Raw genomic sequence first — 21,450 nt, 5'->3', positions numbered from 1 at the left:
AAATTCTCCTGTTTCGTCAAAACCGCTCCGGCAAACCTTCTGCTGCCACCAGCCACACACCTGTGACAACCAACAACACACTGCCCAAGGCAGCCATCGCAAAAATCTGCTGGCGGGTAAAGCGACTACGTTCACGGAAGGGTTGTTCCACCCACCGCCAACTGGCATAAGCCAATAGCAGCGTCAACACAATCAAGCCAGCCATGAAAACCGCGCTAGGTTCCTCTGTTACCTGCATCCGTGCAAACACGAACAGTGGCTGATGCCATAAATAGGCACTGTAAGAAATCAAGCCAATGCCCACCAATACACGTTTACCCAACCACTGCCCCACCCAGGTGGCAGGTGTGGCAAACATAATCAGCAACACAGCCCCTAGGGTCGGCAACAAAGCATACAGACTCGGGAACGGAATACCCTCATGCAAACCAAAGATTGCCACCAACAGCAAGCCTAACCCCAACAGACTGGCAATTTGCGCCAGCGTTCCCTGCTCCACCCGATTTTTCTGGAGGTAAAATGCCGCCAATGCCCCCAACATCAATTCCCATGCACGGCTCGGCAACAGGTAGAAATTGGCTTCCACCGATTGCCGCCACAGCCATTCCGCCCAGACAAAACTGAGCAAGGCAATCAGAACCAACAACCACAGCAACCAGCGTTTCCCCAAATCCCAAGTCAGCAACAGCAACAACGGAAACAGCAGGTAATACTGTTCTTCGACCGCCAGACTCCAGGTATGCAGCAACGGGATTTGTTCGGCAGTGGCGGCAAAATAATCGGTTTGCAACCAAAACAGGATATTGGAAACAAAACCTGCCACGGCTATCAGACTTTTACCAAAATCCATCAGTTCCGCAGGCAACAGCAACCACCAAGCCATCGGCAAGCACACCAACAACACGAAAAACAGCGCGGGCAGGATGCGGCGGGCGCGACGTTCGTAGAAACCCACCAGCGTGAAACGCCCCGCTTCCAGTTCATCCAGAATAATGGATGTGATCAGGTAGCCGCTGATGACAAAAAAGACATCCACCCCCACGAAACCGCCCGGAACCCAGCCAAACCCGGCATGAAACAGAATCACTGGCAATACAGCAAGGGCGCGTAGCCCATCAATTTCCTTTCTGTAAATCACGGCACTCCGTCCGCTTGTTGTGTAAAATAGGTTGAATCTTAGCCCAAATACCTGCGGATACAAAACATGAAGCTGTTTGACGCCCACTTTCATATTATCGACGCTCGCTTTCCCCTGACCACCAATAACGGTTATTTACCACCCGAATTTACCTGTAGCGACTATGTGCAGCGGATGCAGGGCTACACATTGGCAGGCGGTGCGGTGGTTTCTGGCTCCTTCCAAGCGTTTGACCAAAGCTACCTGCTGGCAGCACTGCAACAGCTTGGTGCAGGCTTTGTCGGTGTAACCCAGTTGCCCGCCAATGTCAGCGACGCAGAATTGGTGAAACTGGATGCAGCGGGTATCCGCGCAGTGCGTTTCAACCTCAAGCGTGGTGGTTCGGAAGACATCCGCCACCTGCAAGATTTTGCCTGCCGCGTGCATGAACTGGCAGGCTGGCACGTGGAACTGTATGTGGATTCGCGCGAACTGCCTGAACTCTACCCTACCCTGATCAAACTGCCTGCGGTCAGCATCGACCATTTGGGGCTGTCACAGGCAGGTTTGCCGACCCTGCTGAAACTGCTGGAACAGGGTGTGTGGGTGAAAGCGACCGGCTTTGGGCGGGTGGATTTCGATGTGCGCAAGGTCTTACCGACCCTGTTTGCGGCTAACCCGGCAGCGCTGATGTTCGGCACGGATTTGCCCTCTACCCGTGCGCCACGACCTTATCAGGACAGTGATTTTGAGCTGGTGACGGAGGTGCTGGGCAGTGAAAATGCCCGCAAAGTCCTGTATGAAAATGCACTGCAACTGTATCGCCCACCATGGGGCTAGCTCGCCTTATTGGGGGACGAGTTCCCATTCAAACCCGACGAGATTCCTCACCTGCGCACTAAACTCCATGCCAATCAGGAAAATGCGGTGCTGCCCATCCCGGTACGGGGCAGCGTAATCTTTCGCTTTGATCTGCGCCATTGCGCTGCCATCACCTGCTATACCATCCACCATCTTGAACTCAAAGATATACACTTGCTTTTGCCCATCGGGTAAGGTAAAGCGCAAGGCAATATCCACCCGCCCCTTATTGCTGCTTTCTTCCGCCCGTGTATCAAGGCTGAGTGAACACAGGAAAGCGTACACCACCGAGGCGTAATAGCCTTCATGCTCCGCCATACTGTTCTTGGTGTAATTTTGGTGGGCAATGCCGTCAAACAAGGTACGGAAACGCCGTTCCAGTGCCGCAAAATCGTTAGCAAGGAACGCATCATAAACCGAGCCACGTTCTTGCCGGTCGTCTGTCAGGTAGTTTTCGAGCAAGTAACTCATCAGGCTGTAGCGCACTTCGTTGTTGGGATAGCTCAAAATATATTCTGGCAAACCACCCGCAAACGGCAGCCGTTCTTCCTTAATGGTCAAATAGCCAGTCTGGAACAACAGCGTTTCCAGATGAATCCTGTCCACATCAAAATCCCCCAAGGCTTTGTAATCCATACGCAGCGCTTCGAGATCGGGCAGGTAGAACTGGCGTTTACGCAAAATATCTACCAGAAATGACGGGGTAGCCGTTTCAAACCAATATGGCAGGAATCGCTTGCCTTTGGAAATAAACAGCAGCACATCAAACGGGTTGTAGACGCTTTCCCCTCCCCAGCTGTAACCGTTGTACCACGCCTGTACCAGTGGCATATCTGCCCCTTGCAGGTGTTCAGCAAAGTGCTGTTCCAACTCGGCTTGGGTGTAGCCGCACAAGGCGCTGTAGCGCGGGTCGAGGGTAATATCCTCCAGATTATTCAAGCCGCTGAACAGTGATACCTTGGAAAACTTGCTCACCCCCGTGAGGAAGGCAAAGCGGATATGGGCATCGTTATCCTTGATCACCGAATACAGGTTACGCAAGCCGTCACGCATTTCAGCGGCAACGTCCGGTTTGGTGATGTTATCGAGGATCGGTTTGTCGTATTCATCTACCAGCACCACCACATTGCGCCCGTACTTGGCTTGGGTATGGCGGATCAGGTCGCTAAAACAACTGGTGACATCTTCATGATCTTCGCACTGGACACCCAATCGTTCCTGATTGACGCGGAGAATATGGCGGATGCGCCGCTCCAGTTCTGCACGGTTGGCAAGCTGCCCTGAGCCAAAACTGAGGGAAATTACCGGGTATTGCACCGCCCAATCCCAATGCGGGTGAATGTGCAAGCCACGAAACAGCCGCTCATTTCCGGCAAACAACTGGTACAGCGTATCCACCAACAAAGATTTACCAAAACGGCGCGGGCGCGAGAGGAAGTAATAGTCGCCATTTTTCATAAGCTCTTGTATATATGGCGTTTTATCTACATAAACACTGTCATCTTCAATAATTTTTTGCAGGGTGCTGATGCCGATGGGGAGTTTTTTCATGGGTTGCTGTGTTTTCCAAGAATACAAGCCAAGTATAGCGGAAGTAGGGGGAGGAATGTTCTCCCAAGCAGATTCTGGTACGATACGCACCTTATTTGAACTGCCGATGACATAACCATGAACCGCACAGCCCAACTCAGCCAAGCCCTTGCCGACCGTATCCTGATCCTCGACGGTGCGATGGGGACGATGATCCAGCGTTACAAGCTGCAAGAAGCCGATTATCGCGGCACGCGCTTTGCCGACTGGCACAAGGACATCAAGGGCAACAACGACCTGCTGGTGCTGACCAAACCGGACGTGATCCGCGAAATCCACGCGCAATACATGGCAGTGGGGGCGGACATCCTCGAAACCTGCACCTTCAATGCCACCACCATTTCCATGCACGACTACGACATGGCGGAACTGGCGTATGAAATCAACGTGGCAGCGGCGAAATTGGCGCGTTCTGTAGCCGACGAATACAGCACCCCCGACAAACCGCGTTTCGTGGCGGGGGTATTGGGGCCGACCAGCCGCACCTGTAGCATTTCCCCCGATGTCAACGACCCCGGTTTCCGCAATGTTACCTTCGACGAACTGGTAACGGCGTACATGGATTCCACTCGTGGCCTGATCGAAGGCGGGGCGGACATCATCCTGATCGAAACCATTTTCGACACGCTCAATGCCAAGGCTGCGGTGTTCGCGGTCAAGCAGGTGTTCGACGAAGACAATATCGAACTGCCGATCATGATTTCCGGCACGATCACCGACGCCTCCGGGCGTACCCTATCCGGGCAGACCACCGAGGCGTTCTACAACTCACTGGCACACGCCGATGCGATTTCCTTCGGGCTGAACTGCGCACTGGGGCCGGATTTGCTGCGCCAGTATGTGGAAGAAATGTCCCGCGTGTGCGCCAGCGGCGTTTCTGCCCACCCGAATGCCGGTTTGCCCAACGAAATGGGCGAATACGACATGGATGGCGCGGCAATGGCAGTGCATATCCGCGAATGGGCGCAAAGCGGTTTCCTGAACATCGTCGGTGGTTGCTGTGGCACATCGCCTGCGCACATCAAGGCGATTGCCGATGCAGTGACAGGCATTGCCCCACGCCAACTGCCGACCCTCGCCAAAGAATGCCGCCTTTCCGGGCTGGAGCCGTTCAATATCGGCAAGAACAGCCTGTTTGTGAATGTGGGCGAACGTACCAACGTCACCGGCTCGCTCAAATTCAAACGTCTGATTAAAGAAGGCAATTACAGCGAAGCCCTTGAAGTTGCTTTGGAACAGGTGGAAGGCGGCGCACAGGTCATCGACGTAAACATGGACGAAGGATTGCTGGATGCGGAAAAGGAAATGACCCGCTTCCTCAACTTGATTGCCTCCGAACCCGACATTGCGCGTGTGCCGGTGATGGTCGATTCCTCCAAATGGGAAGTCATCGAAGCGGGTTTGAAGTGCATCCAGGGCAAGGGCATCGTCAACTCGATTTCGATGAAGGAAGGCGAGGAAAAATTCATCCAGCAAGCCAAACTGGTGCGCCGTTACGGGGCAGCGGTGATCGTGATGGCGTTTGACGAGCAGGGACAAGCGGATACCGAAGCGCGGAAAATCGAAATCTGTTCACGCGCTTACAAGATTTTGACCGAACAGGTCGGCTTCCCGCCTGAAGACATCATTTTCGACCCGAACATTTTCGCGGTGGCGACGGGGATCGACGAACACAATAATTACGCGGTGGATTTCATCGAAGCTACGCGCTGGATTCGCCAGAACCTACCGCACGCGCACATTTCCGGCGGGGTTTCCAACGTGTCATTCTCGTTCCGGGGAAATAATCCGGTGCGTGAAGCCATCCACAGCGTGTTCCTCTACCACGCCATCAAGGCGGGCATGGACATGGGGATTGTGAATGCCTCGCAAATGGCGGTGTACGACGATATTCCGACGGAATTGCGCGATGCGGTTGAGGACGTGATCCAGAACAAGGATGCAGGGGCAACTGAACGCTTGCTGGATATTGCGCCAAAATACAAAGGCGATGGCTCCGCTGAAGTGAAGAAGGAAGACCTTGAATGGCGTTCATGGGCGGTGGAAAAACGGCTGGAACACGCACTGGTCAAAGGCATTGATGCCTTCGTTGACCAAGACACCGAAGAAGCACGGGTGAAACTTGGTCGCCCTTTGCTGGTGATCGAAGGCCCGTTGATGGACGGCATGAACGTGGTCGGCGACCTGTTCGGTGCGGGCAAAATGTTCCTGCCGCAAGTGGTCAAATCTGCCCGCGTGATGAAAAAAGCCGTGGCTTGGCTCGACCCGTTCATGGCAGCGGAAAAGGAAGGCTGCGAAGCGCAATCCAACGGCAAAATCCTGATGGCAACCGTCAAAGGCGACGTGCATGACATCGGCAAGAACATCGTCGGCGTGGTGCTGCAATGCAACAGCTACGAAGTCGTGGATCTGGGCGTGATGGTTTCCGCCGAGAAAATCCTGCAAGTGGCGCGGGATGAGCAGGTGGACATTATCGGCTTGTCCGGTTTGATTACGCCATCGCTGGATGAAATGGTACACGTTGCCAAGGAAATGCAGCGGCAGGATTTCCATGTGCCGTTGCTGATTGGCGGGGCTACCACCTCCAAAATCCATACGGCGGTGAAGATTGAGCCGCAGTACCAGAACGACATCGTGGTGTATGTGCCGGATGCGTCGCGGGCGGTGGGCGTGGCGAGTGCGTTGCTGTCGAAGGAGCAGAAGCCGGATTATGTGGCGAGCATTCGGGCGGAATATGAGCAGGTGCGGGTCAAGCGGGCGGCGAACCAGACTGAGCGCAAGCTGGTGAGTATTACGGATGCGCGGGCGAATGCGTTCAAGACCGATTGGGTGAGTTATACGCCACCGAAACCGAAGATTTTGGAAGAACCCCTCACCCCTAACCCCTCTCCCTCAAGGGGCGAGGGGAACAAGAATCAGATTGTATTTACTGATTATCCGTTGGATGAATTGGTGGAGCGCATTGACTGGACACCGTTTTTCCGTAGCTGGGAATTGGCCGGGCGTTTCCCTGACATCCTCACTGACGAAGTGGTGGGCACAGAAGCCACCAAGCTGTATGCCGATGCCCAGGCCATGCTGAAAAAGGTGGTGGATGAGAAGTGGGTACAAGCCAAGGCCGTGGTTGGTTTCTTCCCGGCGAATGCGCAAGGCGATGACATTGTGCTGTATACCGATGACAGCCGTAGCCAGACCCTGACCACCCTGCACAATTTGCGGATGCAGATGGAGCGTAACGGGCAGCAGCCGAATTACTGTCTGGCGGATTTTGTTGCCCCGGTGGATTCCGGTAAACCTGACTGGATGGGCGTGTTTGCCGTGAGTGCCGGTTTTGGCATTGAGCAACACCTGCAAGCCTTCCGTGCCAATCATGATGATTTCAGCGCGATCATGCTGGAAGCCTTGTGTGACCGTTTCGCCGAAGCCTTGGCAGAGCGGATGCACGAGCGGGTGCGCAAGGAATTCTGGGGCTATGCGGCGGATGAAACGCTGGATAATGACGCGATGATTGCCGAAAAGTACCAGGGCATCCGCCCTGCCCCCGGCTACCCCGCCTGCCCTGACCATACCGAAAAAGGCACGTTGTGGACACTACTGGATGTGGAGGCGAATACCGGGATGGTGATTACCGAATCGTTTGCGATGTATCCGGCGGCGTCGGTGTCAGGTTGGTATTTCAGCCACCCGGATTCGCGGTATTTCGGGATTGGGCGGATTGCGCGGGATCAGGTGGAGGATTATGCCAAGCGCAAGGGGATGACGGTGGAAGAGGCTGAGCGGTGGTTGGCTCCAGTGTTGGGGTATGAAAATTGAAAAAATACCCGGCGTGAAGCCGGGCTTTGGAGTCAGGAGCTAGATAAACAATCCGTGTTTTATGATTGGATGGATTTAAACGGCGATTTTGCCGCCGTCATTACGGGTAATGACAACCGTCGCTGAACGTGGGCGGGCATTGCCACCGTCCGGCCAGTGACTGGTAAACTGGTTCGGGTCAGTAACGGAAGTACTGTTTTCACCAGGGTGCTGGATGTTGACGAAAATGGCTTTGCCATCAGGAGATTCGGCAATACCGGTAATTTCACAGTCTTTTGGCCCTACCAGGAAGCGGCGCAGGGTTGTCGTAGTAGCAGTTTTACCCATGCGGGTAACAACAGTCTGGGGTGCATTGTTATTGCTGGGAACATTTTCCGTGTTGGCGACAGAGACAGAACCACCATCACCCACGCTCCCCGGAATGGCAGCCAGCATCATGCAGTTGGTCTGGTCGGTATAAGCGCCATCATCGGTTTGCACCCATAGCAAGCCGGGAGCGGCATGGCTGAACCACAAACCATCCGGGCTGGAAAAGTCGTTGTCAGCCGTCAGACTGGAAAGGTTGACACTGGCAGCCGCAGCAGCTTCAGACCCGAACAGGTAAATGTCCCAGGTAAAGGCGGTTGCCGCATGATCATTGCCTGCTTCTTTCCAGCGGATGATATGCCCGTTGACGTTACCCCGATTGGTTGTTACCCCCTTGGCATCGGCATAGTAACGCGGGTTGGCGGCATCCAGCGGTCGAGCCACAGAACCACCACGCTGGCTGTTGTTGGTCAGCGTCATGTAGACTTCGCCATTCAGCGGGTTGACTGCCCCCCACTCAGGGCGATCCATTTTGGTCGCGCCCACAGCATCGGCTGCCAGACGGGCGTTGATGACCACATCGGCTTCATCTGCAAAAGTGTAGGTTGCATAAGCTGCCACCGTTGGGTTGCTCATGCTCAGCAACTCCCACGTACCTGTACCATCAGCATTGAATTTGGCAACGTACAGCTTGCCTGCATCCATGTATTTGTCACCGGCAAACAGGCCACCATTGGCATCAGCAGCATCCCACAGGGCATCCGATACAAATTTGTAGATGTATTCATTACGGGAGTCATCACCCATGTAGAACACCACCGGCTTGCCAGCAACGGCTTTGGCAGGCCATGCGCCTTCATGCCCAAAGCGACCTAGTGCGGTACGCTTGCGCGGGGTTGAACCAATGTCAAACGGATCAATTTCCACTATCCAGCCGAAGGTGTTGGGGACATTGCGATAGTCGTTTGCAGCCGTTGCCCCGGTAATGCCTGCATTCCAGCGGGCATACACCCCTTCAGCCGTGTCGGCAACACCAGGGCGTGACCAGTTGTAACGACCGGAACTGGAACCACTGACACCGTAACGGTTTAACGAGGTATTTTCTTTGGCAGTACGGGCGGCGTCATTACGACGGTAGAAATAACCTGCCCAGTTTTCTTCGCAAGTCAGGTAGGTTCCCCACGGGGTATAACCATTCCCGCAGTTATTGACCGTGCCACGGGTTTGTGAACCGCTGGTGGAATAGGCTGTTACCATCAGGTCGTCATAAGCCGCAGGCCCGGAAATATCCATCACCGTTGCGCCGGTAATACGGCGGTTGTAATTGGAATAACGGTTGACCTGATATGTGGAGCCTGACTTGACGACTTCTACTACGGATACGCCGTGAGCTGCCACTTCCTTGTCAATTTCCGCCGTTGGACGGGCATTGGTGTTGGCAGTACCGTAATCGGTCGGGCCATTAGCGTGCATAAAGCCCAAATCTTCCGCCACCTCGTGGTTGAGACACAGCAAGCCACGGTTGGAATTACTGTAATCAGGTGCAGTACCGGCAACATTCATACCGAAATAATGCATCCCGTCGTGGTGATCACCGGAACGGTTGTCAAAGTCGGTGTCTGTCCCGTCATTCCTGTAACGTGGTACAGAGGTATTGATCGGGTCGCCCGTTGCCAGCAACACCGTAGCCGTATAACCCGCTGGAACTGTCAGGGCATCGGCAACGCTTTTGGCAACGGCATTGAAGCTCAAGGTCAAACCGGAAGTAGTGGCGGTAGTGGCTGCCGGACTATTACTGTCCGAACAAGCCGTCAGCCCCATGCCAAACATGGAAGTTGCCATCAGTGCAAAGCCACCTTTCAGCAGGCCGCGACGGCTCATCCGTGCTTCCAGTATTTGCTCAAAGGAAGGGTTATTAGAACTGTTGTGCCCAATATCATCTGGGTCGATGGACTGGACAGGAAAATCTTTGTGCTCGCTCATACCTGGATTCCTCAGCATTAACACGACAAAAAACCGATGGAGCGCAGCCTACCTGATGTTGTTGAACAACGTGTTTCAGAAATATTAAGAATTAATTTAACTAATTCAATAGAAAAAGACTCAATCAACCAATAATGAATTTCATCCAGAATTAATAAAAATTTCAGAAAAGCGTCATCCAGCCGCTAGATCATTGACCGTATTTATCCAAATATTTCTGGAGACTATCATGGGGATGCCGTTTTATCTAAAACCTGTCAGCCTGGCCTTGGCGGTTTCACTGGGATTAAGTGCCTGTAACGATGATACTGCTGTTACCACCGCATCACTGCCTGCTTTCAAGGTTGCACTGCAATACGTTTCAACATTTGCCACTGCTGGTGCTGAAATTGTTGCCTACGACAAAGCCAGCAAACGCATGTTCATTACTGATGCAGGCAGCAACACGCTGCACGTCGTGAACATTGCCGACCCAGCAGCACCAGTGTTGGTATCAGCCATTAATCTGGCAGCTTACGGAACCGGCATAAACAGTGTTGACATCAAGGATGGCAACGTGGCTGTTGCCGTGGAGAACAAGATTGATACTGCATTTGATGCTGACACCACTGCTGATGAACACCAGCGTGGCAAAGTGGTGGTATTCAATGCCGCAACCCTGGCAGAAATCCGCCAGTATGAGGTTGGCTTCCTACCCGACATGCTGACCTTTACCCCAGACGGCAAGCGTATTCTGGTGGCAAACGAAGGTGAACCGAATCAGGCTTATTCTTATGATCCAGTGGGTTCTGTCAGTGTTATCGGCTTGGCTGGCAACACCGTCACCGACATCGGTTTCAGCGACTTCAACACAGGCGGAGCCAGAGCGGCTGAAATCACCAGCAATATCCGCATCTTCGGGCCAGGAGCCAGTGTGGCGCAGGATCTAGAACCCGAATACATCACCGTTTCCCCCGATTCCACCAAGGCATGGGTAACACTGCAAGAAAACAATGCCATCGCTGAAATCGACCTGACCAGCCTCAGCATTAACCACATTAGCAGTCTGCGCACCAAGGATTACAGTCAGACTGCCAACGTAATGGACTTGAGCGACAGGGACAGCAGTGTTGGCAATTTCAAAACCTGGCCGAACGTGGTTGGTATGTATTTGCCTGACGGTATTGCCAGCTATAACGTGAATGGCATTACTTACCTGCTGACAGCCAATGAAGGTGACGACCGTGAATACAGCGGCTTTGCCGAAAAGAAACGCCTAGCAAGCGTCACTCCATTGAGTACCGCACTGGATGCAGAAAAAGCGAGCGACAAACTGGGGCGATTGAATGTATCCGATGTCGATGGCAAAACCGCAGGTACACTGACCACCGCACATTCTTACGGTGCACGTTCTTTTTCCATCTGGAGTACCAGCGCAAACCTTGTGTATGACAGTGGCAACGAACTGGACAAAAAAGCTGTTGAAGCCAGCAATTATGATGATGCTCGCAGCGATGACAAAGGCATGGAACCGGAATCCGTCGTTACCGGCAGCATTTCAGGTCAAACCTTTGCCTTTGTCGGTCTGGAACGCGGCTCCAAAAGCAGCATCGCCATCTATGATGTCACCTCACCTGCCAGCCCTGTTTTCAACAGCTATCATGTTGCCAGCAATGCTGATGTATCCCCTGAAGGCTTGAAATTCATCCCTGCCGCTGACAGCCCCAATGGCAAAGACCTGTTGCTGGTTGCCAATGAGGTAAGCAATACCACCTCCATCTATACTGTCAACCAACAGTAAGTGCTTAACCCTGCCGGAAGCCATGTCCGGCAGGGAATCCCCCCAAAGACTGCTATGCTGCAAACCGCCTGCGCGTTTATGCTAGCAGCTCTTTTTCACAAACCAGTTAAACTCGGAACCATGTCTTACTTTTACCTTGCACTTGCCATTATTGCTGAAGTGATTGCCACCAGTTCCCTGCGAGCGACCGAAGAATTCAGCAAACCCGTACCCACATTTATCATGGTGATTGGTTATGCCCTGGCGTTTTATTTCATGACACTGGCGCTGCGCACCATTCCTTTGGGCATTACCTATGCGGTCTGGTCCGGGCTGGGCATTGTTTTGATCAGCATCATTGGTGTCATGTTCTATGGCGAACGGCTGGATTTGGCAGCTACCATCGGCATGGGGCTGATTGTTGCCGGGGTGCTGGTGATCCATTTGTTTTCAAAAGCAGTCCGACACTGAGGAATGCATTCATGACCATCCACGCACTGCACCACGTCAGCCTGATTGTCAGCGACACCAGCCGTTCCCTGAACTTTTACCGTGACCTGCTGGGGCTGTCAGTCGATGATGCCCGCCCTGACCTCGGCTTTCCGGGAGCCTGGCTCACCATCAACAACCAGCAACAAATCCACCTGCTGGAATTGCCCAATCCTGAAGCTGGCTTGCTACGCCCTGCACACGGCGGGCGCGACCGCCACCTTGCCCTGTGGTGTAATGACATTGATGCCCTTGCCGCACGCCTGCAAACCGCTGGCATTGCCATCAGTCGCAGCAAGTCCGGGCGGCAGGCACTGTTTTGCCGTGACCCGGATGACAATGCCGTGGAAATCATGCAATGCCAGCCAACATGACAATTGCATAACGCTGAGCGGGTGATTTGCTGTAAATCACCAGACTTGTGATAGAATTGCGGCACTGCAACAAAAAGGACAAGACATCATGGTTGACCACGATTTTATCCAATCCCTCAAACGGGCCAGAACTTACGGTCTGGGCGAATTTCTCGAAATCATCGGCGAGCTTTCCCAGGAAAGCACCAAAAAAGGCGTACTCGACCGCAAACAGAAAGAGCTGATCACGCTCGGCATCGCCCTTGCCAAAGACTGCCACCGCTGCATCGACATCCACACTGAAGCAGCCCTGCAATTGGGTGCAACCGAAACTGAAATGCTGCAAGTGCGCCGTGTTGCCCTTTACCTGCAAGCCAGCCCGGAACAGCATCAGGGCGATTTGTGGCAAGCATGGTCAGATTCCTGGCGTGAATTTTCCCTCAGCAAAGGCTGCATGGATCGCCGCTGCCGCGAACTGGTCGGGCTGGGCATTGCTTTGGTACAACAGGATTCCCACCTGATCAACATGCACGTCAAGGCCGCCCGCGAATTTGGCGCAACCCCGGAAGAAATCTTTGAAGTCATGCCGATTGCCCTGCTGATGGATGGCGCTCCTGCCCTGTCGCAAATCCCGCAACTGGTACATGCCCTAGAACAGCACCAGCCGGAAGCACTCGCAGCCTGATAGTGTCACGCTCAGGGTTCATGCTACAGTGCCTGCATGGATACCCTGAGCAAACACCAGCGCATTTACCGCACCGTCCGCCGTATTCCGGCGGGCTGTGTTGCCACTTACGGTGATATTGCCCGGCTTGCTGACTTGCCGGGTCATGCGCGGCTGGTTGGCTATGCCCTCCACGCCCTGCCGGAATTTACCGACGTTCCCTGGCAACGGGTAATCAATGCCAAAGGAACCATCAGCCTAGGGCGGGCTTATCCGGGCGGCGAATTGCACCAGCGCCATTTGCTGGAAACCGAAGGGGTGGAATTTGATGCCAACGGGCGGGTAGATTTAAAGCGGTTTCGCTGGAAAGCGGCAACGACTCTGCCCGCATGAGCAGAGCCGTTCAAGCCGTGAATTACACGTTCATGATCTTGATAGTCGGGAACTTGGTGCTGTAATCCTTGGCTTTTTGTGCCAGACGGGCAGCAGCCTTACGGGCAATGTCCTTGTAGATTTGCGCAACCGTACCGTTGGGGTCAGCCACGACAGACGGGTTGCCATTATCGACCTGTTCGCGGATTTTGATGTCCAGCGGCAAGCCGCCGAGGTAGTTCACACCGTATTGTTCCGCCATGCGCTGACCGCCACCTTCGCCGAATATGTGTTCAACTGTGCCGCAGTTGCTGCAAATGTGCATACTCATGTTCTCGACAATACCGAGGATTGGCACTTCGACTTTCTCGAACATTTTCAGACCCTTGCGGGCATCGAGCAGGGCAATGTCCTGCGGAGTGGTAACGATGATCGCACCAGAGACCGGAATCTTTTGTGAAAGAGTCAACTGGATGTCGCCTGTGCCCGGCGGCAGGTCAATCACCAGATAGTCCAGGTCGCCCCAATTGGTATCGCCCAGCAACTGTTCCAGCGCTTGTGTGACCATCGGGCCACGCCAGATCATCGGGGTATCTTCCTCAATCAGGAAACCGATCGACATGGCCTTGATACCGTGGTTCTGCATCGGCTCCAGGCTCTTGCCATCGCTGGATTCCGGCTGCCCACTAATACCGAGCATACGCGGCTGGCTGGGGCCGTAAATGTCAGCATCCAGCATCCCAACTTTTGCGCCATCCGCTTGCAATGCCAGCGCCAGATTGACGGCAGTCGTGGATTTGCCAACCCCGCCCTTGCCGGAAGCAACCGCAATAATGTTCTTGATGCCATCCTTGCGTTTGACGCTTTTCTGCACGGCATGGGCAGCCACTTGGGTTTCTACCGTTACGTCAGCATCCGCGATGCCTGCCTCAGCCAAAGCGGTACGGATGGTCGCCGCCAGTTCATCACGGTAGCTGCCTGCCGGATAACCCAGCACCACACGCACGGCTACCTTGCCATTATCAGCGGTGATGTCCTTGACCTGATGCAGGCTTATGATGTCCTGATCCAGATAACGATCCTTGATGCCTTTCAGTACGGCTTCAACCTGTTCGCGTGTCATGTCTGCTCCTCAAAACAAAGTCTGGAAAAACTGGGCGCGATTCTACACCATCCCGGCACAGACCCGAAATAAGCACCCATTCAGGGATGGTTATTACCTAGTGTGACACTCAGGAATAGATCAAGCGTTCCCGCCCCCAGCCGATTGCTGCTAAACTCCCCCTCTTCAGCAGCAGCCCCGGTCAGCCATGAGCAAAGAACAACAACATACCCCGATGATGCAACAATACTTTCGCATCAAGGCCGAGTATCCCGACATTCTTCTGTTTTACCGCATGGGGGATTTCTACGAGCTGTTCATGGAGGATGCCAAAAAAGCCGCTGCCTTGCTCGACATTACCCTGACCGCACGCGGTTCCTCGGCTGGCGAACCGATTCCAATGGCGGGAGTGCCTTACCACGCCGTCGAACAATACCTTGCCAGATTGCTGAAAGCAGGCGAATCGGTCGCCATTTGCGAACAAATCGGCGACCCTGCCAAATCCAAAGGCCCGGTCGAACGCAAAATCACCCGTCTGCTCACCCCCGGCACTGTCACTGACGACTATCTGCTGGATGACCGCCGCGACAACCTGCTCATTGCCATCGCCCGCACCTCCTCACTCCCTGCCCCCCCTGCGGGGGAAGGGTCGGGGAAGGGGGGAAGTTACGGTATCGCCGCCATCGACCTCAGTACCGGGCGTTTCACCGTGCAGGAAGCCGATTCCGATACCACGCTTTACAATGAAATCGAGCGTCTGCAACCCGCCGAAATCCTGCATGAGGAAGACTGGAAACCCACTTTCACCCGCAACCGTATTTCCACCCCGCGCCCAGCCTGGCATTTCGATTTCGACACCGCCAAACGCCTGTTGCTGCGCCAGTTCGGGGTGCATGATTTAAGCGGTTTCGGCTGTGAGCATTTGCCACAGGCGATTGCGGCTGCCGGGGCATTGCTCAATTACGTGCAGGAAACCCAGCGCACTGCCCTGCCCCACCTCAACAGCCTGACGGTGGAACTGAGCGACGAAGGCATCATTCTCGACGCCGCCAGCCGCCGCAATCTGGAACTGGAAAGCAGCCTGAGCGGGGAACACAAAAACACCCTGATTTCAGTGATCGACAAAACCGCCACCAGCATGGGCAGCCGCCTGTTGCGCCGCTGGCTGAACAAACCGCTGCGTGACCGTTTCATTTTGCGTAACCGTCATCAGGCAGTCGGTGCATTGCTGGATCAATACCGTTTTGAACCCCTGCACGATACCTTGCGCGGTATTGGCGACATTGAGCGCATTGCCAGCCGCATTGCCCTAGCATCGGCACGCCCCCGTGACTTGTCGACCCTGCGCAGTTCGCTGCACGTGTTTCCCAAGGTGCACCGCTTGCTTGCAGACGTGGATAACCCGCATATCCAGCACTTGCACATCCATATCGGCTTGCACGACGAGCTGCGCCACTTGCTGGATTCCGCCATTATCGACAACCCGCCCGTGGTCATCCGTGACGGTGGGGTGATTGCTACCGGTTTCGATGCAGAACTGGACGAGTTGCGCAACCTGAGCGAAAACGCCGACCAATACCTGCTGGATCTGGAAGCCCGCGAAAAAGTCCGCACTGGCATCGACAAACTCAAGGTGGCTTACAACCGCGTACACGGCTATTACGTGGAAATCCCGCAAAGCCAGTTGCACCGCATTCCCAAGGACTACATCCGTCGCCAGACCCTCAAGGGGGTGGAGCGTTTCATCCTGCCGGAGCTGAAAAAGTTTGAAGACAAGGTGTTGTCAGCGCGTGAACGGGCGCTTGCCCGCGAAAAAGCGATTTACGACGACCTGCTGCATACCCTGGCGGAACACCTGATCCCGCTGCGGCAAAGTGCGCAAACCATTGCCGAACTGGATGTGCTGAACACTTTCGCGGAACGAGCCAATACCCTGAACTACAACTGCCCTGCATTGGTGGAAGGCGCAGGCATCCACATTGAAAGCGGGCGGCATCCGGTGGTCGAGCGCACGCTGGATACACCGTTCGTGCCGAATGATCTGTACATGGATTCCCGCCGCCGCATGTTGATGATCACCGGCCCCAATATGGGTGGTAAATCCACCTACATGCGGCAGGTCGCGCTGATCGTGTTGCTGGCACACATTGGCAGCTACGTCCCGGCGCAAGCGGCGCGTATCGGCAATATCGACCGCATTTTCACCCGTATTGGCGCACACGACGACTTGAGTACCGGGCGTTCGACGTTCATGGTGGAAATGACCGAAGCTGCCAACATTCTCAACAATGCCACGGCTCACAGTCTGGTGCTGATGGATGAAATCGGGCGCGGAACCAGCACCTTCGATGGCTTGTCACTGGCATGGGCATTCGCCGAATTCCTGGCGCGGGAACGCAAAGCCTTTACCCTGTTCGCCACCCACTATTTCGAGCTGACCTCACTTGCCGAGCAAATCAGTACTATCGCCAACGTGCATATTGATGCCGTGGAACACGGTGACAAGATCGTGTTCCTGCACGCGGTCAAAGATGGCCCTGCCAACCAGAGTTACGGCTTGCAGGTTGCACAACTGGCTGGTGTCCCCAAAGGAGTGATTGCCCAAGCGAAAAAGAAACTGGTTTCACTGGAAAAACACAGCCAGCAAGCACCACAACCAGGGCAAACCTTGCCACTGCTGTTTGGTACGCCGTCGGAACCGAAAGATGAACTGGCAGACAAGCTCAAGAGCGCATTCCTGGCTCTTGAGCCAGATGAACTCACCCCGCGTCAGGCGCTGGATGAGCTGTATCGACTGAAAAAGTTACTGAAATAAGATTTATCTCACCGCCTTAGTTGGCTTTCGGTGCTTTTTCCAGCATTTGCACCAACTGGTCAGCCGGACGGAAACCAGGAATCATCATGCCGTCAGCCGTTACCAACGCAGGCGTGCCGTTTACACCCAGTTTTTGCCCCAGTTCAAACTGTTCGGCAACCGGGTTGGCACATTCCTTGGAAGTGATTTCCTTGCCTTCGTTTTTGACTTGGTTCATGGCAGCCTGCTTGTCGTCGGCACACCAGATATTGGCCATTTTCTTGTAAGCCGGGGAACCCACACCTGCACGCGGATAAGCCAGATAACGGACTGTCACACCTTTTTCATTCAGGGCAGGAACTTCCTTGTGCAGCTTGACGCAGAATGGGCAATCAACGTCAGTGAAAGCGTAGATAACGTGCTTTTCATCGCCTTTGGCCTTGAATTCGATGGTCTTGCTGACATCAATTTTCTTCACAATTTCCTTGCGTTCAGCCGACATTGCCAATTCAGTCAGGTTGGTCTTGGTCTGCGCATCAATCAGCTCACCTGCGAACACATAGCGGGCATCAGCACTGACGTAGACGATTTCACCACCGAATTTGGCTTCAAACACACCCGCAACCGGCGTTTCCTTGAGGGAATCAGGCGCACCACCAAACAGTGGTTTCATTTTTTCACCCAGATCAGCCGGTACTTCGGCGATAGCCCAACTGCTAGCGAGTGTCAGGCCAATGGCTGCACCCAGAATCATTTTTTTGAACATGTTTGCTAAATTCCTGAAATAAAACGATATAAAAATATTGTTGATTCTTTAACCCAATAGGTAGCGTACCTTAGCATGGCTTGCTGCAATGTGTATACGTTACCCCACTTGGAATGGATGCAGCACCAACAAGTTCCTGATTTCAGCCGCGCGGATGGTGTTGACGATGCAAATCCTGCAAGCGCGCCTGTGCCACATGCGTATAAATCTGCGTGGTGGAAAGGTCACTATGCCCCAATAGCATTTGCACCACCCGCAAATCAGCACCGTGATTGAGCAAATGGGTCGCAAACGCATGGCGCAAGGTATGCGGTGAAATATGCCGCACAATCCCGGCATCCAGCGCATAACGCTGGATCAGTACCCAGAACATCTGCCGAGTCATACCCGTACCTCGCGCAGTCACAAATACACTTTCATCCAACGGCTTGCCGGAAACCAGCAACGGGCGGGCATCACGCAGATAAATTTGCAGCCAGTCGAGCGCCATTTCCCCCATCGGCACCAGCCGTTCCTTGTTGCCCTTGCCCGTGATACGGATAACACCGTTGGACATGGACAATTCTCCAAGTCGGATTCCTACCAGTTCCGAAACCCGCAAACCCGTGGCATACAGCAGTTCCAGCATGGCACGGTCACGCAAACCCAAGGGTGAATCAGTATCCGGGACTTGCAGCAAGGCATCGACTTCTTCTTCCGCCAGGGTTCCTGGCAGTTTGCGCCCCTGCTTGGGGGCTTCGATTTGGGCAGAGGGGTCATCCTTGCGCAGGTTTTCCCGCACTTGCCACCGGTAAAAGCGCCGCAGACTGGAAAGCAGCCGGGCAGTCGTGGCGGGTTTTGCCCCTTCCCGCACCCGGATGGCAAGGTATTCCAGCAAATCACCCCGGCTGGCTTCGCCCAGCGGAATCTTGCGTTCATCCAGCCAGCAGCATAGCAGGCGTAAATCCCGCTCGTAACTGGTCAGTGTATTGCGGCTAACACCGCGTTCCGACCAAAAAACGTCTAAAAAACGATCAATTAATGCCTGATTAAGGCACTTTAAACGAATCATAGGGGCTGAGGATTTTTTCGCAGGCTTCATGGTCTGACTACTAACAGCTATAATTTGATTAATCCTTGCGCATAAAAAGGGCTAGAATAATGACCAACAACGAGTACCAAACGCTGGGGATGTCGCAGTACATGCTGCGTGAATTCCGTGACCGTTGCAACCTGCGTGAGCAGGCGGCGGCGGATGCCCATCTGAAAACCGACTACCCTGTCTTGCCGGATCAGGTGTGGAGCTACCCGATCTTCAACAACCATGCCTGTGGTCATCAGGCAGCCCGCGAATTGCTGGAAGCCGAGTCCCCGGAAGAGTGCTGCCGCTGGCGTTTTTTCTTTGCACCAGAACCGGGAACCTTGCCACATGTCAACTTGCGAGCCACGATGCAAGGCCAACTGGCGACCCTGAAAAGCCGCTACCGTTCTGCCACATCTCCCGTCAATTTCTTCCTGTTTACGGGGGGGCTGCTCAGCGCCCTGCTCCTGCTGGAACACCCCGCTTTGGCAGTCATTCCGCTCGGTGCAGGTTTCTGGTATTGGCTACAGTCCCACCAGAACATTGCCAAAGCCAAGACGCAATTGCTGGCACACATCCACAAAACCGTGGAAATTGCCGAACACCAGACCACCCTGGAAGCTCAGCTCAGCGAAATCCCCGAACCCGCCAGTCAGGCAGACATGCAGGAATGCTACCAGTTGGCAACGGGGCGCCTGTTGCGCAATACCCTGTTGCATCTGCTGCGTCCGCATGAAATTGGCGAACTCGACCAGACACTTGCCAAGTACAACTGGAGTGGTTTCATCACAGAAAGTTGGGGACACCTGCAAGTGCCGCTAGCTGCCAATGACGGCAGTGAAATCCAGCAAATGCTGCTAAACCCGGAAAACATTCCTCTTAGCGCCTTGCAAACTGATCTGGCAGGCCGCAAAGGCAACAACATTTACCGCCTGCAATACCTGCACCTGTGGGTCATGACCAAACAGGGCTTGCTGATGGGACGCGCCCTGTATGACCGGGTAATGGATCACTTCCTGTACGAGGAACACGAGTTTTACCCGTATGCCCAACTGAAACACATCCGTATGACGGAACAGGCATTACCGGAACAGCCCACCCTGAAAGAACGTCTGCCAGAACACCTGTACCGGCGCTATTTCCGTCAGTCATTGGGTATCCTGTCCGTGGGAACCACGGAGGGGAAAACCTATGAATGTGCCTTGCTGCCTGCCAATGAACGCCCACTACGCCCGGCAACATGGCTGGACTTGTATGGGCTGGATACGGACATGACCCGCTTTGCCCGCCAGTTACACGAGCATCTGCTAGCGTAATAGCAGCAAGCAGTGTGGTACTCAGGAAGCCATGAGTGCCGCCATTTTTTCAGCGGTAGGGCGCTCTACCACGCCCTTTTCGGTCACGATGGCATCAATCAGGGATGCAGGCGTCACATCGAAGGCCGGGTTCCATGCCTTGGCATGTACTGCTGCAATCCGTTGGTTGCCAACGTTAAGCACTTCTTCCTGCGCACGTTCTTCGATCGGGATGTGGTTGCCAGTAGGGGTTGCCATATCAACCGTGCTGGTTGGGGCAACGACCATGAATTTCACCCCGTGATAACGGGCATTGACGGCCAGACTGTACGTACCAATCTTGTTGGCAACATCACCGTTGGCGGCGATGCGGTCAGAACCCACAATCACCCAGGAAACCTTGCCCTGCCTCATCAGGCTCGCGGCTGCACCTTCGCAGATCAGGTGTGCGGGGATTTTGTCCTTGACCAGTTCCCACGCTGTCAGGCGGGAACCCTGCCACCACGGGCGGGTTTCATCAGCATACACATGCTCAATCTTGCCAGCACTGTAAGCACTGCGGATGACCCCCAAAGCCGTACCATAACCACCGGTTGCCAGCGAGCCGGTATTGCAATGGGTCAGGACTGCATGGGATGACGGGATCAGTGCGCTACCCAGTTCGCCCATGCGGTAATTGGCTTCTATATCATCCTGATGGATTTTGCGAGCCAATTCCAACAATGGCTCTTCCGGGTCGCCATTAATCGTGTCCAGTGCTGCACACATGCGCTGCAAGGCCCACATCAGGTTGACGGCTGTCGGGCGGGCATTCATCAGGATGTCTTTTTCCGCTGCCAACCTTACCCGCCAGTCATTCGGATACTGTTTGTAACTCTTGCGGGCAGCCATCACCAAGGCATAAGCCGCCGCAATGCCAATGGCAGGTGCACCGCGTACCACCATGTTGCGGATGGCTTCAGCAGTATCCTCGGCATTATACAACTGTACATATTGCTCGTTGTGCGGCAGCTTGCGCTGATCCAGCAAAACCAGGTGATTGTCTTTCCACTCTACTGCACGGATCGAATCGTGTTGACTCATGGTGATTTTCGGCATAAATAGGTTGTTTTTAACGTTGCATGAT

General features: G+C 54.2%; 16 protein-coding genes. 9 read left to right on the top strand and 7 right to left on the bottom strand.

Translation table 11 applies throughout. The features are described 5' to 3' along the window. Positions 1-16: 16 nt before the first annotated feature. Positions 17-1,138, bottom strand: coding sequence for an acyltransferase family protein (locus B2U47_RS12455; RefSeq protein ID WP_296680248.1), 1,122 nt, complete (start codon positions 1,136-1,138; stop codon positions 17-19). 66 nt (positions 1,139-1,204) lie between these two features. Here B2U47_RS12455 and B2U47_RS12450 point away from each other — a divergent pair, with 66 nt between their 5' ends. Beyond that, positions 1,205-1,957 (top strand): amidohydrolase family protein, encoded by a 753-nt coding sequence (locus B2U47_RS12450; RefSeq protein ID WP_296680244.1) that lies wholly within the window; start codon positions 1,205-1,207, stop codon positions 1,955-1,957. Positions 1,958-1,963: 6 nt separating this feature from the next. On the opposite strand, the gene B2U47_RS12445 is transcribed toward B2U47_RS12450, so the two are convergent. Further along, complete coding sequence (locus tag B2U47_RS12445; RefSeq protein ID WP_296680242.1) at positions 1,964-3,529, bottom strand: ATP-binding protein; 1,566 nt, start codon at positions 3,527-3,529, stop codon at positions 1,964-1,966. A gap of 117 nt (positions 3,530-3,646) precedes the next feature. Between B2U47_RS12445 and metH the strand changes: the two genes are divergently transcribed. Then, positions 3,647-7,381: a methionine synthase gene (metH, locus tag B2U47_RS12440; protein WP_296680240.1), complete on the top strand. Its 3,735-nt coding sequence runs from the start codon at positions 3,647-3,649 to the stop codon at positions 7,379-7,381. A gap of 75 nt (positions 7,382-7,456) precedes the next feature. On the opposite strand, the gene B2U47_RS12435 is transcribed toward metH, so the two are convergent. Further along, complete coding sequence (locus tag B2U47_RS12435) at positions 7,457-9,670, bottom strand: PhoX family protein (protein ID WP_296680237.1); 2,214 nt, start codon at positions 9,668-9,670, stop codon at positions 7,457-7,459. Between the two features lie 235 nt (positions 9,671-9,905). Here B2U47_RS12435 and B2U47_RS12430 point away from each other — a divergent pair, with 235 nt between their 5' ends. From B2U47_RS12430 to B2U47_RS12410, 5 genes are all read left to right on the top strand, one after another. Then, positions 9,906-11,450: a choice-of-anchor I family protein gene (locus B2U47_RS12430; protein ID WP_296680233.1), complete on the top strand. Its 1,545-nt coding sequence runs from the start codon at positions 9,906-9,908 to the stop codon at positions 11,448-11,450. 120 nt (positions 11,451-11,570) lie between these two features. After that, positions 11,571-11,900 (top strand): DMT family transporter, encoded by a 330-nt coding sequence (locus tag B2U47_RS12425; RefSeq protein ID WP_296680230.1) that lies wholly within the window; start codon positions 11,571-11,573, stop codon positions 11,898-11,900. 11 nt (positions 11,901-11,911) lie between these two features. After that, the gene (locus tag B2U47_RS12420; protein ID WP_296680227.1) at positions 11,912-12,292 is read left to right on the top strand and encodes a VOC family protein; all 381 of its coding nucleotides are present in this window, start codon (positions 11,912-11,914) and stop codon (positions 12,290-12,292) included. 88 nt (positions 12,293-12,380) lie between these two features. After that, a complete protein-coding gene (locus B2U47_RS12415) occupies positions 12,381-12,956 on the top strand; it encodes a carboxymuconolactone decarboxylase family protein (RefSeq protein ID WP_296680224.1) in 576 nt (191 codons plus the stop codon). 36 nt (positions 12,957-12,992) lie between these two features. Further along, positions 12,993-13,328, top strand: coding sequence for an MGMT family protein (locus B2U47_RS12410; RefSeq protein WP_296680221.1), 336 nt, complete (start codon positions 12,993-12,995; stop codon positions 13,326-13,328). A 22-nt stretch (positions 13,329-13,350) separates the two neighbouring features. On the opposite strand, the gene apbC is transcribed toward B2U47_RS12410, so the two are convergent. Further along, entirely contained in the window at positions 13,351-14,430 is a 1,080-nt protein-coding gene (gene apbC / locus B2U47_RS12405; RefSeq protein ID WP_296680218.1) for an iron-sulfur cluster carrier protein ApbC, read from the bottom strand. A 187-nt stretch (positions 14,431-14,617) separates the two neighbouring features. Between apbC and mutS the strand changes: the two genes are divergently transcribed. Next, a complete protein-coding gene (gene mutS / locus B2U47_RS12400; RefSeq protein WP_296680215.1) occupies positions 14,618-17,224 on the top strand; it encodes a DNA mismatch repair protein MutS in 2,607 nt (868 codons plus the stop codon). A 16-nt stretch (positions 17,225-17,240) separates the two neighbouring features. On the opposite strand, the gene B2U47_RS12395 is transcribed toward mutS, so the two are convergent. Both B2U47_RS12395 and xerD read right to left on the bottom strand, forming a co-directional pair. Next, positions 17,241-17,969 (bottom strand): DsbC family protein, encoded by a 729-nt coding sequence (locus B2U47_RS12395; RefSeq protein WP_296680212.1) that lies wholly within the window; start codon positions 17,967-17,969, stop codon positions 17,241-17,243. A 142-nt stretch (positions 17,970-18,111) separates the two neighbouring features. After that, positions 18,112-19,020 carry a site-specific tyrosine recombinase XerD gene (gene xerD, locus B2U47_RS12390; RefSeq protein WP_296680208.1) on the bottom strand — a complete coding sequence of 303 codons (909 nt, stop codon included), beginning with the start codon at positions 19,018-19,020 and terminating at the stop codon, positions 18,112-18,114. A gap of 89 nt (positions 19,021-19,109) precedes the next feature. On the opposite strand from xerD, the gene B2U47_RS12385 reads away from it, so the two are divergent. Then, complete coding sequence (locus tag B2U47_RS12385; protein WP_296680205.1) at positions 19,110-20,345, top strand: hypothetical protein; 1,236 nt, start codon at positions 19,110-19,112, stop codon at positions 20,343-20,345. 21 nt (positions 20,346-20,366) lie between these two features. On the opposite strand, the gene mtnA is transcribed toward B2U47_RS12385, so the two are convergent. Continuing rightward, positions 20,367-21,407, bottom strand: a complete 1,041-nt coding sequence (gene mtnA / locus B2U47_RS12380; protein ID WP_296680203.1) for an S-methyl-5-thioribose-1-phosphate isomerase — start codon at positions 21,405-21,407, stop codon at positions 20,367-20,369. Between the last annotated feature and the right edge of the window lie 43 nt (positions 21,408-21,450).

This window comes from Thiothrix sp. UBA5583 (assembly GCA_002425225.1).
Lineage (GTDB): Bacteria > Pseudomonadota > Gammaproteobacteria > Thiotrichales > Thiotrichaceae > Thiothrix > Thiothrix moscowensis.
This window is presented reverse-complemented; position numbering and strand designations above follow the sequence as displayed.

Bases quoted from the DNA above. Each gene is read 5' to 3' on its own strand.
- B2U47_RS12450 (WP_296680244.1), top strand. From the start codon at position 1,205: ATGAAGCTGTTTGACGCCCACTTTCATATTATCGACGCTCGCTTTCCC.
- B2U47_RS12445 (WP_296680242.1), bottom strand. From the start codon at position 3,529: ATGAAAAAACTCCCCATCGGCATCAGCACCCTGCAAAAAATTATTGAA.
- metH (WP_296680240.1), top strand. From the start codon at position 3,647: ATGAACCGCACAGCCCAACTCAGCCAAGCCCTTGCCGACCGTATCCTG.
- B2U47_RS12435 (WP_296680237.1), bottom strand. From the start codon at position 9,670: ATGAGCGAGCACAAAGATTTTCCTGTCCAGTCCATCGACCCAGATGAT.
- B2U47_RS12430 (WP_296680233.1), top strand. From the start codon at position 9,906: ATGCCGTTTTATCTAAAACCTGTCAGCCTGGCCTTGGCGGTTTCACTG.
- B2U47_RS12425 (WP_296680230.1), top strand. From the start codon at position 11,571: ATGTCTTACTTTTACCTTGCACTTGCCATTATTGCTGAAGTGATTGCC.
- B2U47_RS12420 (WP_296680227.1), top strand. From the start codon at position 11,912: ATGACCATCCACGCACTGCACCACGTCAGCCTGATTGTCAGCGACACC.
- B2U47_RS12415 (WP_296680224.1), top strand. From the start codon at position 12,381: ATGGTTGACCACGATTTTATCCAATCCCTCAAACGGGCCAGAACTTAC.
- B2U47_RS12410 (WP_296680221.1), top strand. From the start codon at position 12,993: ATGGATACCCTGAGCAAACACCAGCGCATTTACCGCACCGTCCGCCGT.
- apbC (WP_296680218.1), bottom strand. From the start codon at position 14,430: ATGACACGCGAACAGGTTGAAGCCGTACTGAAAGGCATCAAGGATCGT.
- mutS (WP_296680215.1), top strand. From the start codon at position 14,618: ATGAGCAAAGAACAACAACATACCCCGATGATGCAACAATACTTTCGC.
- B2U47_RS12395 (WP_296680212.1), bottom strand. From the start codon at position 17,969: ATGTTCAAAAAAATGATTCTGGGTGCAGCCATTGGCCTGACACTCGCT.
- xerD (WP_296680208.1), bottom strand. From the start codon at position 19,020: ATGATTCGTTTAAAGTGCCTTAATCAGGCATTAATTGATCGTTTTTTA.
- B2U47_RS12385 (WP_296680205.1), top strand. From the start codon at position 19,110: ATGACCAACAACGAGTACCAAACGCTGGGGATGTCGCAGTACATGCTG.
- mtnA (WP_296680203.1), bottom strand. From the start codon at position 21,407: ATGAGTCAACACGATTCGATCCGTGCAGTAGAGTGGAAAGACAATCAC.